The organism is Micromonospora sp. CA-263727 (assembly GCF_050942455.1).
Classification (GTDB): Bacteria; Actinomycetota; Actinomycetes; order Mycobacteriales; family Micromonosporaceae; genus Micromonospora.
Map to the genome: position 1 here is coordinate 6,754,523 of NZ_CP192031.1, position 14,695 is coordinate 6,769,217.

General features: G+C 66.3%; 12 protein-coding genes. 6 read left to right on the forward strand and 6 right to left on the reverse strand.

Features of this window, described 5'->3' with window-relative positions:
* The first annotated feature begins 246 nt into the window (after positions 1-246).
* The gene (locus ACQPYA_RS29765) at positions 247-882 is read left to right on the forward strand and encodes a hypothetical protein (RefSeq protein ID WP_433530311.1); all 636 of its coding nucleotides are present in this window, start codon (positions 247-249) and stop codon (positions 880-882) included.
* A 332-nt stretch (positions 883-1,214) separates the two neighbouring features.
* Here ACQPYA_RS29765 and ACQPYA_RS29770 read toward each other — a convergent pair whose 3' ends face one another.
* Positions 1,215-1,523 carry a hypothetical protein gene (locus tag ACQPYA_RS29770; RefSeq protein WP_433530312.1) on the reverse strand — a complete coding sequence of 103 codons (309 nt, stop codon included), beginning with the start codon at positions 1,521-1,523 and terminating at the stop codon, positions 1,215-1,217.
* 365 nt (positions 1,524-1,888) lie between these two features.
* Here ACQPYA_RS29770 and ACQPYA_RS29775 point away from each other — a divergent pair, with 365 nt between their 5' ends.
* From ACQPYA_RS29775 to ACQPYA_RS29785, 3 genes are all read left to right on the forward strand, one after another.
* On the forward strand, positions 1,889-2,569 hold the full coding sequence (locus ACQPYA_RS29775) for an HAD family hydrolase (RefSeq protein ID WP_433530313.1): 681 nt from the start codon (positions 1,889-1,891) through the stop codon (positions 2,567-2,569).
* Positions 2,570-2,671: 102 nt separating this feature from the next.
* Positions 2,672-3,973, forward strand: a complete 1,302-nt coding sequence (locus ACQPYA_RS29780; RefSeq protein WP_433530314.1) for a DUF5677 domain-containing protein — start codon at positions 2,672-2,674, stop codon at positions 3,971-3,973.
* A gap of 365 nt (positions 3,974-4,338) precedes the next feature.
* On the forward strand, positions 4,339-4,680 hold the full coding sequence (locus ACQPYA_RS29785; protein WP_433530315.1) for a GIY-YIG nuclease family protein: 342 nt from the start codon (positions 4,339-4,341) through the stop codon (positions 4,678-4,680).
* A gap of 220 nt (positions 4,681-4,900) precedes the next feature.
* Here ACQPYA_RS29785 and ACQPYA_RS29790 read toward each other — a convergent pair whose 3' ends face one another.
* Positions 4,901-5,752, reverse strand: coding sequence for an abortive infection family protein (locus tag ACQPYA_RS29790; RefSeq protein WP_433530316.1), 852 nt, complete (start codon positions 5,750-5,752; stop codon positions 4,901-4,903).
* Positions 5,753-6,144: 392 nt separating this feature from the next.
* Between ACQPYA_RS29790 and ACQPYA_RS29795 the strand changes: the two genes are divergently transcribed.
* Together ACQPYA_RS29795 and ACQPYA_RS29800 are read left to right on the forward strand one after the other, a co-directional pair.
* Positions 6,145-7,962 (forward strand): ATP-dependent nuclease, encoded by a 1,818-nt coding sequence (locus tag ACQPYA_RS29795; protein ID WP_433530317.1) that lies wholly within the window; start codon positions 6,145-6,147, stop codon positions 7,960-7,962.
* 8 nt (positions 7,963-7,970) lie between these two features.
* Positions 7,971-9,677 (forward strand): UvrD-helicase domain-containing protein, encoded by a 1,707-nt coding sequence (locus ACQPYA_RS29800; RefSeq protein WP_433530318.1) that lies wholly within the window; start codon positions 7,971-7,973, stop codon positions 9,675-9,677.
* A 579-nt stretch (positions 9,678-10,256) separates the two neighbouring features.
* On the opposite strand, the gene ACQPYA_RS29805 is transcribed toward ACQPYA_RS29800, so the two are convergent.
* From ACQPYA_RS29805 to ACQPYA_RS29820, 4 genes are all read right to left on the reverse strand, one after another.
* Positions 10,257-11,474 (reverse strand): tyrosine-type recombinase/integrase, encoded by a 1,218-nt coding sequence (locus tag ACQPYA_RS29805; protein ID WP_433530319.1) that lies wholly within the window; start codon positions 11,472-11,474, stop codon positions 10,257-10,259.
* On the reverse strand, positions 11,474-11,671 hold the full coding sequence (locus tag ACQPYA_RS29810; RefSeq protein ID WP_433530320.1) for an excisionase family DNA-binding protein: 198 nt from the start codon (positions 11,669-11,671) through the stop codon (positions 11,474-11,476). Before ACQPYA_RS29810 ends, ACQPYA_RS29805 begins: the two co-directional genes overlap by 1 nt.
* Complete coding sequence (locus ACQPYA_RS29815) at positions 11,668-13,227, reverse strand: replication initiator (RefSeq protein WP_433530321.1); 1,560 nt, start codon at positions 13,225-13,227, stop codon at positions 11,668-11,670. The genes ACQPYA_RS29810 and ACQPYA_RS29815 overlap by 4 nt, the downstream gene beginning before the upstream one ends.
* Positions 13,228-14,286: 1,059 nt before the next feature.
* Complete coding sequence (locus ACQPYA_RS29820) at positions 14,287-14,502, reverse strand: hypothetical protein (RefSeq protein WP_433530322.1); 216 nt, start codon at positions 14,500-14,502, stop codon at positions 14,287-14,289.
* Between the last annotated feature and the right edge of the window lie 193 nt (positions 14,503-14,695).

Here is a 14,695-nt window from a genome sequence, read left to right on the forward strand (position 1 = left end):
GGCCCACAATCATCGCGCATACCACTTTCGGCAAGATGACACGTCGCAGAGCAAGGCACCTGCGCCCCTTCGTAGCGAGCGAATTGTGGCATGACCACGTACCCGATCCTGCGGCCAGCGCACCGGCGACGATGCTGCCGGGCGAGACGTTCCGTTGCGGACCAACCACCTGCCGCGCTGCATGACGCCCGGTCGGCGGCATGTCCGTGCGTCGGGCCTGTCCCCGACAATGCGAACATCTTCGGCATGAGCGACGAGCAAGAAGCTACGACGACAGACACCCACAGGGATCGACGCGAGGTCATCAATCTCGATGACATCAAGCACGCGCCCACCGGGGACCCGCTCGTCGACCGCGGCATGCAGATGACCCTTGATGAGATCGAGGAAGCTAAAGCTGATACGGACCACCCCGACCATGAGGCGGCGAAGGCTGCCATGCTCCACATCAACAAGAGGCTGGGCAGCATCGTCAGCTCGGTGTACGGGGATCAGTTACGCCGCATCAGTGAGAATCTCGCGGCAGCGCTAAAGCCTAACCTCGGCAATCTGTTCACTGCGCCGAACGTCAAGTCAATTCCCACCGCTGCGGAGCCGGCGGGTCCCCCTGTTCCGACTATGCCGGAGATGCCCGAAGCCGAAGAGTGGGAGATCGACGAGACGCCGCAGCAGACCCTTCAGGCATTGCTGGAGGTTTCTGAGCGCATGTCGGAGATGGTGCGTGTTTCTGTCGAGCACCGCGACGTCGCGGTCCAGCAAATGTCGCACTTCAAAGGGGAAGCGGACGCGTCGCGCAAGTCCGGGCGGTGGATGTTTTGGCTCGCTATGCTGGCGCTCATAGGCACCTGGGCCGCAGTGGTTGTCGCCCTCGTGGCGCTGTAGGGATCGGACGCGGAGAGGGTTCGACTGGACGTCGGATGTCGGCGAATCCTTTTGGCGCGCCGTCGGTGGCTCCGGGATGTCGCGCCGCCGGGCTGTGCGCTCATCGGCACGACCGTGCACCGTGCGCCAACCGTGCGCTCGTCACGTACCGCGACGCTCACTCCGCGGCAGATCCGTGCATGTGATCTCGGTCGGACCACTCCGCGCTTGCATGTGCCGTGACCGTGCCGGCCCGTGCGCGGAGCGAGTCGGCGTCAGTCCGGTTGCGCGATGAATCGCAGCGCCGCGTCCGAGCCACCGGGGTCGAGCACCAAGCCGTCCGTGTCGGTGAACTAACCGAGCCGGGCCAGGGCGACTTCGGGAGAGGTCGCGTCGTGGAGCGAGACGAGTATCCCGGTGAACGTGAGCCAGGCATCGGCGGGCACCGGATCGACACCGAGGCGATCGATATCGCCGGACACGGTTGTCACGGCCCGCAATAGACGGCCACGTTGCTCGACCAGGTCCAGGGTGACCGTCTCGAAGCGGTGGTGCAGGTTGTAGTAGATGCTGGCTTCAGCCGGCTTCCCGAAGCTTGCGCTTGTCACGTGGTGCCCGGCGAGGCGCCGCCAGCTTTCCGCTGGGACGGGAAGCCACTCCACGCTAAGGCTGAGCGGACTTTCTTCGTCCTCGCGGGAGACGTCCTCGAAGGGGAAGTTGAAGCACCAGGTCAGCGTGGTGGTAGATGCAGGGATGGGTTGTCGAACAACAGCCCGTACCACTCACCGCCAGCAGCGGGGACAAAGTCGTCGATGCGTAGCTTGTCCTCGTCGTCAGCCTCCACGACCGCGAGTCTTGCAGAAGCCGTCTCCAACCCGTGCGAGCCCTCGCAGTTCGGGATGCCCGCTCGGCTCAGCAGAGCGCGATTGCTCGATCGGCAAGCACGGACGGCGGCACGAGCGTGCGCTTGATCTTGGCGTCGTCATGCTAGTAAGACCTGCCGCTGCCATACGGTTACGGTGTGGCGATGCAGCGGTTAGCGTTGTTCGATCTCGACAACACCCTCGTCCAGCGCGATCGGGCATTCGCCGCCTGGGCACAGGAGTTCACCGCAGAGCATGGCCTTGACTCCAAGTGGGCCACTTGGCTGAGCTTCGCCGACGCGCATCACGACGGCCCGATGGACACGTTCTTCGACCTTGTCCGCGACGAGTTCGCCCTGAGCACTCCGGCAGACGAGTTGTGGCGACAGTACCGACACCGCATGCCACAGCTGGTCTCGTGCTCCGCCGAGGACCTCGCGGGGCTGGCCAAGCTCCGCCGTCGGGGCTGGAAGATCGGGATCGTCACCAACGGCATGACCGACAACCAGCTCGGGAAGATCCGCAACACCGGCCTGGACCGGCACGTCGACGCCTGGTGCATCTCCCACGACGTCGACATCCGCAAGCCCGACCCACGCATCTTCCAGCTCGCGGCCCACCGCTGCGGCCTCGCCATCGACGGCGGCGGGTGGATGATCGGCGACAGCCTCACCCTGGACATCGCCGGTGGTGCCGGCGCCGGCCTACGTACGGTGTGGATCCCCGAACCCCGTCTCGCCCGCCAGCACACCACATACGGACCGGACTTCTTCCTCCCGCCCGCGCCCGACGCCACTGTCACGTCAGTCGCCGAAGCTGTCGACGTGCTGCTCACGGCCGAGTGACCGGCAGCTAGCCCTGCCCTGCTGGTCGACGCACGCCCTATGCGGCAGATGAGTGCGGCTTACTCTGCCACGTAGCAATGGCCGTTCTCCCGAGGAGGCAGCGTGTCATCTTCCAACCAGGCCCCTCGGCCGAGAGTCGACAGCGAACCCTTCGGGGTACCCAAGCCGCTGATCGCGCTCGACCCCGATGACTGGCCCACTGGCCGTTCGGTGAGCGAACGCCTCTACTGCGAAATGCCGGGCTTCGGTCAGCTTGTCGATCAGGCACACTTCGCAATGACCATGGCCGGCCGAAGCTTTTATGGCGCCACATCAAACACCGCTTCGCTTGAAGTGTTCAGCCAAGCTGTCAATGATTTCAACGACCTACTCTTTGACCTGTGCGACGCCCGGGGACGTCCGGCGACCCGTACTGCTCGCGCCCTGATCGAACACCTAATTAACCTAAGTGACGTCGTCGCCGACACCAGCCTGGCAGAACGATATCTTGCACACGGTGCGCTAACGCCAATGATCGAGGCAGAAGCAGAGGTCGGCATTGCGTTACTGAAGGGGCGGGAACGCAGGACCGAGGAGCATAGACTCAGATCGCAGGCTCGCCGACACAGGCAGAAGGCTGCGGAGGCTGTTGCGAAGTATGGCTCCAGATTTCGGAGATCGTGGTCTGAACAAAATCTCTATGACCGGGCACGCCTGCATGGCCACGAGAAGTTCTATGACTACTACCGCCTGTCGTCCCAGGTTCTCCATGGGGCGTCAGGAGGGGCACGGGAGTCGATTCGGGAGATCGACGGCAGGCATGTGTACCGCTCCGGTATGGCCCTTGCCCTACTGCCACACGCGTATGTGGAAGGGGTGCGGGCGTTCAAGCTGATTCTTGAGACCATGGTCCTGGCAACTCCCCCGGTTGACGCCATAGAGGCGGTGCAAGCGTGTAACGCCTTGCTCGCGGCCTGGCCCCACTACCGGCGGGCGACTTTAAAGGTTGACCGGCAGCTATGGCCCCGAACCGCGCCGGTAGGCCCATACGCGGTATTGGCGATTTCGCGATCCCGCAAGCAGCGATGGTACTGTCACGATCCGGAGCTGAAGCTAATCATCGAAGCCCAACCTCCCGACACCGATAAACTCACAGACATGCAGCGGAAGAACGTTGAGTTGCTGATTGCGAGCATCACCGATGACATGTTTGCGGAAGAAGACCAATGGATCACTATCGTCCTAGACGGCGTAACAGTAAATCCACGTCCTAGTGCTCGCTGGGTCAACGACGCAAGTGTTCTCGTCCCCGCCAGTTCGGATAGGCGCCTTCTCAGCCCGTTACCCGTTGATCCGTCTGAGTTGCCAAGGGTGCTGCGCACCTGCGGCGTTCGGTGGCTGCCCCCGGAGGTGCCCCGCCCATGACATGCCGCCACGGGCAGCGAATAAGGCTTCAATGTGGCTTACATCAGCCGCTGCCAGTCGCAAGGTTGACGTCCAAGGTGCATCCGGGCTGGCCGCCGCCCGACACGTCCGACCTGTCAGGGGTGATGTAGCACGGGTGTCAGGCGTGCAGTAGTACGGTCGGTCATGACCACATCCGCCTCGGTGACCGCCCCTCTACCGGACGTGAGAGCGCTCATACCTGAAGAGGCCAACAGGTTCAGCCAACTCCGCAATCCTCGTCGCAGCCCCGAACCGGTCGGCACCATTGACTGTCGGGCGAAGCCGTGAGCAGACAGATCGACCGGCTACTCCGCGAATACCGCTTCGGTCCCGTCAAGCAGGTCATGACCGACCCCGACTATCCGCCTGACCAGCCACACCGCGGCCCCGGCGTCTACTTCATCGTGGCGTTCCCCGACCGGTTCAGTGACGCGGCCCCCGACCGGATCAAGATTGGCAGAAGCTCGGACGTCCGTCGCCGCCTTGCTGACCTCCAGACCGGCAACCCGGGCCACCTGCACTTGGCGCACGTCATCTACGAACCCGACGCCGACCAGCGCCGCGCCGTCGAAGCTGACCTGCACGACCGCTTTGAGCACCTGCGGGTGAACCGCGAGTGGTTCCACTGGATTGATGATCTTCACGAGTACGTCAACACCCGGTGCAGCGAGGAGTGTCACCACTAACCGACCGCTCGAATGCGAAGCCAGGTGCATCGCCAAAGCCGTGAGCGGCTACTCATGTTCGGTCACCGGGGATGTTCGAACGGTTGATCAACATGCCCGAGGTCATGCACGACAGCCCGGCGGAGATCCTTTGGCTGCACGGGGAACCGCAGGGGGCCGGTCTGAGGGAGTCCGGCCTCCTCGGCTCGATTACTTCTACCCATCCCGCCCAGGTGAGGGATCAATTTGCCGTGGCAACCGCCTGTGCCCGCCAAGGTGCGGCCGGATCGGCGAGCGTGTCGAGGATGACCTGGCACCAGGTATGCGCCGCCCCGACCGCGAGGTAACCGTGACGAGGACGCAGCCCGGTGCGGCGTGCGGCGTGGCCGGTGCCCCAGCCCTCGTTGCGCAGTTCACCGAGGCCGAGAGCGATGCCCGATAGGCCGCCGAGGATGCGCTTGACGGCCTGGCTGCCGTCCGGCCCCGGTGCGGTGGTCTGCGGGTGGAGCCCGAGTTCGCGTTGCGCCCTGTCGATGAGCTGAGGCAGCTTGGCGGTCTTGTCGTCGAACGAGACGCCCAGCTCTTCGAGTACGGTCTTCGCGGTTGCCTCGACCAGTTCCTTTGCCGATCCGATGGCCTGGGCTGGGTCGGTCGGGAGTGCTCTGTTGATTCGTTCGAACGAGTCCAGGATCATCTCCGGGTCTCGCAGCGCGGTCAGCGACCGTGGCATCGTCGCCGCAGCGAGGAGGGCGTTGTCTGACTTCGGGCTGATCCTGCCCTCAGTGTCGACGTCGAAGCCTTGCCGTTCCATGAACTTGCGGGTGCTCGCCAACGCCTCCGGTGGCATGGAGTCGATCAGCGTCTCGTACACCCGTAAGACACGGTTCACGTGGGCGGGATCGGTCCAGTCCACGTTGTCCTCGAACTCGCGCCAGAACCCTCGCCGTTCGCTGGTCTCGTCGTTCGGATCACCGGACGGCGTGAACCCCTGGTCCTCCCACATGCCCGCGATCAGCCGGAGGGTGCTGTAGCTGGCACTGAGATCGCGGAAGTGCCGACGGACGGGTAGCGGCACGAGACTACGGATCGTCACGGTCGCCCAGCGTATCGAGGAACGGGCATCTCGGCGACCGGTTACGACGCGGGCCAACGGCGCCAGACCGACGATCTCGCTCGCCTCACCAGGATTCGCACGGACTGGCTAACCGTGACGGATCACCGCCTGCCTCGGTCGCGACCAGACTCGCCGCAAGCCGGCCCCCTGCAGACAAGAAGCGCCTCTCCCGGCCGAATGCACCTCGTCGGCCTTCTCCGTCGCCGACAGGCTGTCCGGAAGGCCGGTGAGATGGAGGCTACGGTTGGCCGCCTCCGGCCTAAAGGACGGGGCCAGGAGACGTAGGGATGTGGCGCGGGCGCGACGAAGCAGAGGATACTCGGCTGTCTGAATATTAGGACGATCTTGGAGGATGGGTGCGGGTCCGGCGGGTGACATTGCATCAGTTCCGGGGCGTGCTCAGTGGCACGGTGCTGCTCGACGGGAACGCGTTGCTCGTCGGTGGTAACAGCGTGGGTAAGTCCGCGGTGTGCGAGGCATTGGAGCTTGTTCTCGGGCCGGAGCGGATGTTTCGTCGGCCGGTGATCGATGAGTACGACTTCTATGCTGCCCGGTATCAGGAGGTGGACGGGGTTCTGCCCGAGGTGCGTATCGAGGTGGTGCTTACCGACCTGACGCCTGAGGCTGCGCGACGCTTCCGTAGCCATCTCCGTCGCTGGTCATCCCAGGGATCCGATTTTGCCGAGCCACCACCGCAGGAGGCTGGCGAGGAAACCGAGCAGGACGAGTGGTGCCTGCCGCTGGTCTTCCTGGGTCGATTCAACCCAGCCGAGGACGACTTCGAGGGCGGGACGTTCTTCGCCCACCCTGAGCGGGTGGTCGATGATTTCACCGAGTTGTCCGTCGGGCTCGGCACCGGGTTGGCACCGTTCACTCGGGACGACAAGCGGTTGTGCGGCTTCCTCTACCTGCGGCCCAATCGCACGGGCAACCGGGCGCTGAGCTTTCAACGTGGCTCCCTACTCGACACCATCGTGCGCTTGGAGTCGGAGTCCGCCGGACAGTTGTGGGAAAGGGCGCTGCGGGACCTGGACGATGTCGTGATCGCTGGGGACGACTCGGCGTTCATGAAGGTCCGGACCGAGGTCCGTGCCCGGGTCGAGCGGTTCCTCAGCTTGACGGACGACCCCGGCGGGGTCGACGTGCGGGTATCCGAGTTGACCCGAGAGCACCTGCGCGAGGTCCTGCGGCTTTTTCTGGCCACGCAGCCGGGCGCGCACGGCGTTCCGTTCAACCGGCTCAGCACCGGGTCGCTGAACCTGTTGGTGTTTGCCCTGCTGACCTACATCGCCGAGCTGAAGGGCGACCACTCGGTGATCTTCGCGATGGAGGAGCCTGAGATCGCCCTGCCGCCACACGCACAGCGCCGGCTGGTTGACTTCGTGGTCAGTCGCATGGGACAGGTCATCCTCACCTCCCACTCGCCGTACGTCATCGAGAAGTTCGACCCTGACAGGGTCGTGGTCCTCGCCCGCGACAACACGGGAACACTGAGCAGCACCAACGTCGTCCTGCCTGCCGGCTTCAAGCTCAAGCGCTACCGCGACAACCGGCGCCAGTTCGCCGAGGCGGTGTTGGCCAGGGCCGTGCTCGTGGTGGAAGGGGGGACGGAGGCTGCCGTCTTTCGGGCCGTCGCCGACCTCCTCGACCAGGACGAGACCATCACGGACTACCTCCATCCCGACCTGGCCGGCATCTCGATCTTCGATGCTGGCAACGACGTCTCGGTACCGCTGTTCGCCCCGGTCTTCGCTGACATGGGCAAGCCGGTGTTCGGCATCCACGACACCCCGAAGGAGCCGTTAACGCCCGACCAAGCAGCCAAAACCGCTCGATTCACCCGGTACCAAGAGATCCCGTACACGGGTATCGAGAAGCTACTCGTCACAGAAGTGCCGGTAGATGTCCAGAAACGCTTCGCCGCCGCGGTGACCACCCGCCCCGACTATCCGTCCGGCATCCGACCGCTGTCGGAGACGGCTACCGACGGGGAGGTTCGTGCACACGTCCGCAAGCTGCTGCAGGACCGGAAGGGGGACAACGGCGGCTACGCGGCGCTGCTGATCACCGAGTGCCCCAGCCAGGCTGAACTTCCGACCACGCTCGTGTCCTTCCTGCTCGCTATCGACGCGGACCTGCATCCGCATGCGCCCCTACCCGTCGATGCGGCAGCGGAGTCGGATAGCTGAGCACCACGGTGGAACTCGACGACACACGGCGCGAGATCCTTGCCGCAGAAAACCACCTGCTCATTCTGGGCGGCCCCGGCTGCGGCAAGACCACCATCGCCCTTCTCAAGGCCGCCACCACGCTCGACAGACTGGAGCCCGAGCAGCGAGTGCTCTTCTTGAGCTTCTCCCGGGCAGCGGTACGCCAGATCTCCGACCGCATGCGTGGACTGCTCCCTCGTGCGTCCCGCAGCCGGCTTGAGGTACGCACCTTCCACTCCTTCTTCCTCGAACTCGTCCGCGCCCACGGACCCCTGCTGACTGGCAAGCCGTCGTCGTTCATCGCACCCGACCGGGAACGGCAGCTCCGCGCGGACTTCCACGGCGACTGGGCCCAGGAGACCCACCGGCTCGCCCGAGAGGAGGGCCGTTACGTGTTCGACCGCCTCGCCGGCACCGCAGCGACCCTGCTGAGTGGCAATCTTGCGGTTCGCGCACTCTACAGCGACACCTACCCGCTGATCATCGTCGACGAGTTTCAGGACACGAACAACGATCAGTGGCAAGCGGTCCAGGCACTGAGCCAGGAGTCAACGATCGTGTGCCTGGCCGACCCCGACCAGCGGATCTTCGACTTCGTCGAAGGCGTCGACGACAAACGCATCGAGCAGGCCAACGAGTACCTGGACCCGACATCGTTCGACTTATCCAAGGACAATCACCGCAGCCCAGGTGGTGGACTGCTGGACTACGCCAACGCCGTACTCCGCAACACCCCCACCCCGCCACCTTCCAGCGTGGCCACCTGGACGTATGCCTGGCCCGTCACCTACAAGACACAAGCCCACCGGGCGATCGTCGCCATACACAGCCATCTGGAGAAGCACCTGGGTCGCACGCCCACGGTCGCAGTGCTCGCGTCAACCAACGCGCTCGTCGCCCGGATCTCGGAGACAATTTCGGATAATCGTGAGGACCTGGAGAACGCAAAAAGGATTCTGCCAGCTGTCGACCATGAGCTGAACTGGGACCCGGAGCTATCCGCCGCCGCCGGATACGTCGTGGCCTCAGTCATGGAGTGGCCCGACCTCTCCCGAGTACAAGCGATAAGCAGCACGATGTCCGCCATCGCAGACTTCTACCGGATCAAGCTGTCTGGAGGCACGACTGGTGCCCGCGCCAAAATAACCACCATCGAAAGAGCCATCTCCGCGTTCCATCGGGGCGCCAAGGTGCTCTCGAAGACGGGAAAAGTTATCATCACTGCCGTTGACGACGGCGTTCAGCTCAACGGCGATCCGGTCAGCGACTGGCAGATCGCCCGCGCCCGGCTGCACGGCTCCACCGAGTTGGAGGAGATCTTCGCCAGGGCGCGCCTGTTGCGGTTGTTTAAGGCCACCGATGCGCTGGCATGGGCACTCATGGACGCATGGAACGGGCGCGACGCCTACACCGACGCAGCCCAGGCGGTGCGGCAGGTCCTGGCCGCCGAGGCGCTGGAAGCAGCGCAGGCCGAACCTGTTGCGGTGAGCCTGATGAACATGCACAAGTCCAAGGGCAAGGAGTTCGACGGGGTCATCATCGTGGAAGATCAGTACGCGGCCCCGCTGCTCGACCCGGCTTGGGACCAATCGCGCAGTCAGGCAGCCCGACGGGTCCTCAGGGTAGCGATCACACGCGCCCGGCACGTCGTCATCTTCGTGCGACCGGCTGGTGCCACGCCGTTAACTGGGTGAAGATTTGGCGCAACTCGAAAGTCGGCGCAGCCGAGATAATCCGAAGAATTCGCGAACTCGTTGCCAAAGTCAACGAGCACCATCGGGACGACCAGGAAGACGGACCAAATGCTATGAGGTGATGCAGACGCACTACTTTCGGCAAATCCGTACACCGAGGAGACGGCTAGGCTCAGCAACAGGATCGCCCAACGTCACCGACTCGGTTCGTCAGGTAGGGCGACAGGTCGCCGGACGTAGATCGAACTCGGTGCCGCTGTGCACTTGCAGCTACCTACCTCTGCATTCGGAGCTGCACGCCGACATCGAGCACCAGCACCGGGTCCACGCCCCCGTTTACCCCCCGAAAACCCCTTCCAGTTGGCGACCACCAGTGACAAGCAATGACCATGGCTGGACGATGTTCGTGCAGCTCAATGCAAGAATCCGACGACCAATGACAAGCCCCAGACCATGACGGTCCGTAAGAAGAGGTCGTCGGTTCGAATCCGGCCACCCCGACCAGGTTAGAGGGCACACCCATCGATGGGTGTGCCCTCTACTGCTTTGTACAGCAGTCGAGTACAGCAGCGGCGGCGGTCACCGCAGGCTCTCGCCGAGACGCTTGAGGGCGTCGCGGGTGGCGTCCGAGGACGCCTGCGAGTAGATCTCCATCGTGACCGACACCTCGGCGTGCCGGAGCACCTGCATGATGACGCGTGGGTGCACGTCCAGGTCGACAAGCAGGGTCGCGCAGGTACGCCGGGCGTCGTGCACGGTGATCTTCCGGACCTCGGCACGGGCGCAGCGGGCGTCCCAGGACCGGTTGAAGTTGCGCGGCTCGACCGGTGTTCCGTAGCGGGTGGTGAACAGCAGCCGCGAGCCCTGCCAGGCGATCCCGGCCTGGTCGCGGTCTTTCTTCCTCGCGCTCTGGCGGAGGTCAAGCGCCGCCGCGCAGATGTCCGGCAGCGGAAGCGTGGCGTCCGAGGTCTGCGTCTTGGTCTCGCGGTGCAGCAGTTGGCCGCCGACCCGCTGCAACTGCCAGCCGATCGACAACTCCCCCGCCGCCAGGTCCACGGCGTCCTCGGTAAGGCCGAGCACCTCACCCTTACGCAGACCGAGCACCAGGATCAGCACGTACGCGGCGTAGAGCGGATCCCGGTCCGCCCGCGCGGACTCCAGGAAGCGACGCGCCTCGTCACTGGTCCACGCCCTGCCCTTGCGGCGGCGGACGGGCGGGAGCTTGACCAGCGCGGCGGCATTGCGGGTGACCAGTTCCTCGGTGGCGGCATGGTTGAGCGCCGAGCGCAGGACGCCCCGGATGTCCTTGACCGTGCGGGCGGACGGTGTGTCACCACAGCACCCGCCGAGCGCGCAGCAGCGTCGCCTGAGTTCCGGACGGCGGGCGTCCTTGCCCTGGGCGCAGCACTGGCAGGTGCGGGCCACCTCGTTGATCCAGGTCTGCACGTCGCGCACCTGAAGCCGGTCGAGCCGCTTCGCGCCGAGGCCGGGCATCACGTACAGCCGAAGGATCGTCTCGTACGTGGCGCAGGTCAGCGGCGCGAGGTTGGGCCGCACCACCTCCCGGTGCCAGTAGGTCAGATAGTCACCGAGGCTCGGAGCGCGGGTGGCGACCGGACCGGCCTTGGCCTGCTGGTGCAGCTTGATCCACTTGTCGTGGACGGCATCTCGGGTCGGGCCGTAGACATACTTCCGGGTCCGCTTGCCGTCGGGCTTGGTGACCCAGACGTACGCGGCGAAGCCGTTGCGGTACGGGAAGATCGAGCCTTCCCCGTTGGCGCGGGTGCGTCCGGGCATCAGGCGGCCTCCTGCCGCTCGACCTGGTCACGGACGTACTCGTCGACCCACTCGGGGAGGATCCGGCGGTACTTGCCGTCCTTGACGGAGCGCAGCTCGCCGGTGGCGATCTTCATCTTGACCTTGGACAGGCCGAAACCGAGCAGGACGGCGACGTCGGCGGGCGAGTACCAACGCGGGGTGAGGGGCTGAATCATGCCGCCACCCCCGACCACGCCTCGTGGGCGAGTTCTTCCCGGCCGATGCGATGACGTTCCCGGCGTCGGGCGGCGGCGGTGTTGGCGATCAGGGCATCCCCGTCGGTCAGCCAGCCGGAGCCGACGAAGCTGAGGGTGCCGACGGTGACCGCGCCGACGGTGTCGTCGCTGTCGGCGGTGCTGGTGTGCTCGGTGCGGCGGTAGGCGGCGCGAGTGTCGCGGAGCAGGCCGAAGGTGACCGAGTAGCGGCGGGCCTTAGTGAGGAAGTGGCCGCCGTAGCCGAGCATGTGCGCCCAGCGGCGCAGCCCGGCGTACTCGTTCGGTGTGGTGTCAAGGCCGGCTTGGCGCTCGCCGGTCGTGTCGGCGGTGCGGGTGCTCGGGGTGTGGGTGGGGCGGCCGAGTCGCCAGCAGGCGTCGATGAGGCGGGCGAGGTGGTCGCCCTCCGGATCGGCGTAGGCGTCGACGATGTCCGGGGTGAGTCGAGTGGAGCAGTGGCCGGTGACCTCGGTGGACTTGGTGGCGTACTTGGCGAGGTAGGCGGCCACCTTGGCGTCGGTCACGTCACCGTCGCTGGTGCCGATGCGGCGTACGTCGACCTGCTCACCCCAGGCGACCGGCCAGCCCTGCGGGCGGTCGGGGTGCGGCGGGGTGGTGACGGTGATCTGTCGGGCGGCGGCGTGGACGGCAGCGTCGAGGTCGTCGACGGTGACGCCGGCCGACGGCGGGACCAGGGCATGCCGGTCGTGCGGGTCGACGCCGTCGAGGCGCAGCAGGACGTGGAAGTGCACCGCGCCCCGGCCCTGCATCTCGGCGACCTTGCCGTGGGACACCCGCACCGGAGGCACCCGCCGGACCCGGCCGGAGTCGGTGACGACCTGGACGTGGGGAATGCCGCGTCGGCGGCACAGGGCGGCGAGGTGGCGTTCGATGGCCTGCTTCGTGCGCCGCCACAGCTCCCCCGAAAAGTGGTTCCAGACGACCTGGTGGTCGTGGTCGTAGCAGTCCAGGCAGAGCGGTCGACCGAGCTGCGGATCGTCGGCGTCATGGCGGGCGAAGCAGGCTGCGGGCTGCCCGTGTGGGCAGGTGCCGGCGGTGCTCCGGGCGCGGCAGGGTGCGGGGCGGCAGTCACAGCGCCGCCGGTCGGCGCAGGTGTGTCGGGGGATGTGCCGGTGGTGCACCGGGCCGAAGGACGGCGCGGTGAAGGTGGCGAAGACGACCGGATGCGCGCTGACGGTGGCGGGGATGGTCTTGCCGCCGGTCAGGCCGCAGCGGACCACCTGGAAGGCGTCCCCGGCGTAGACCCAGGCGCAGTCGGGGCACTGGGCGGCACGGCGGTTGCCGCACGCCTTGTACAGCGTCCGGTCGGGCAGCTCGTCGGTGTGCCGCTCGGCCAGGACCCGGCCGGTGCCGGGTTCGACGGCGGTAAGGGTGCCGGTCAGGCGGATCGGGCGGGTGCAGCCTCCGGCGGCGCGGGTGTGCTCCAACCAGCCGAAGTAGCCCGGGGCGGCGGCGCGGTGCAGGGCCTGGGCGTCACGGCCGGCGGTGAGGGTGGACACGGTTCTCTCCTCAAGGGGTGGCAGGGGACGGACGACGAACTGCCACCGGACGCCGGAGTGATGTCCGTCGGTGGTGTTCGTGGTGTCTCCTGGCACCGCCGGAGAGGGCGGCTCACGCCGGAGGACGGGTGCAGGCCATCGGCCTTGGACCGCCGTTGAGCTGGGTTCTATGGATCTTGGGTGAGGCCGGGACGGGTGGGGTGCCTGGTCGTCGGCTTCCGGCTGGCTGCCGCAGGCGATCCCCACCCGTCGAGATGCGCGAATCCGAGGGCCATCGTGGACGGCGGGAAGGCCGTGCTGGGCCGCTCAGTGGATTCCGGGCCGGCGCAGTGGCCGGTGCGATCGGGGGCCGGCGGGGTATGACCCGCGTCAGCGGCAGGAAGGCCGCTCGGCAACTCCGAAGTCGAGTTCAGCGATCCGGCGGGAAGGCCGCGCTGGCGTGCTCGACGAGGGCCAGAGTAGCACCGGGTACCGACACGTCAACCCGCCGTGAACTCGCAGGGCGGCCGACTACCGGCCGGTTGTGGGAGGACTTTCTGTACGTCTATCAAGGCGGCCCTTGACGGGCCGCACGCGCCGCCGCCTAGGCGCGCGTCCGTCGCTCCGCTGGCGCTCCGACTCCGGCCACGCAACACGCCCGGCGGCTGGCGCGGAGGGCGGGTAGCCCGGTGGGCCGCCGTATGACGACAGGCCGTTTCCCGGTGGGGTGGTGGGCGGCAGCCGGCGGGGCCGCGCGGCGAGTACCGCGCGGCGTAGGGGGAGCGGACGCCGGGTCCGTCGGCGGCTGCCGGGCGGGTGGGGGGTTGCCGTTACTGCGCCTCCGGCGGGGGCGCTCCGGCTCCAGGATGGCCGGGGCTCCGTCAGCGGCTTGCGGTCCATGGGTGGTGAAGGTGGGAGCCATCCCGCCCACCGTCGACCCGGGCGAGCCGAGCAGACCGCCGCCCGACCCGCCAGCGTCCGTACGAGCCGTCAAGGCCGTCTTGACGTGGCGGGCCGGGCGGCGGCCCGCTCCACAGGAGTGCGGGTCGACGGCAGACAGGGATGGCAGATGTACTGGAGCTAGCGCTTCAGCTTTTCCAAGCGGTCGTCCATGTAGAAGCGGCACTCGCCGGTGCTCTCGAAGAGGACCGTCGAGATCGTCTTCCCCAGATAGGGGCCGCCCTTGACCTGCGCGCGGTCGATGATGATGCCAATCTCGTCAGTGCCCGGTACGCGGGTACGGGTCAGGGCCGGGGTGTCACCCCGAGACTCTTCGGTTCGCAGGGAAATATCCATTTGGGCAGTATGGCCGGTACGTACGACAGGATCAGATTGCCAGGGTTGCTGGCGTGCCCGATACGTGCCCGGTGTAGAGGTCAACACCGGGTCGTAGCGGAGTTCTGGCAGCAGCAAACCGGACGCTGCGTGTTTTCTTGCTAGGCGGAGGGTTACTGAGTGCAGGTGAGCCTGAATCCTAAGCTGAGGTTGG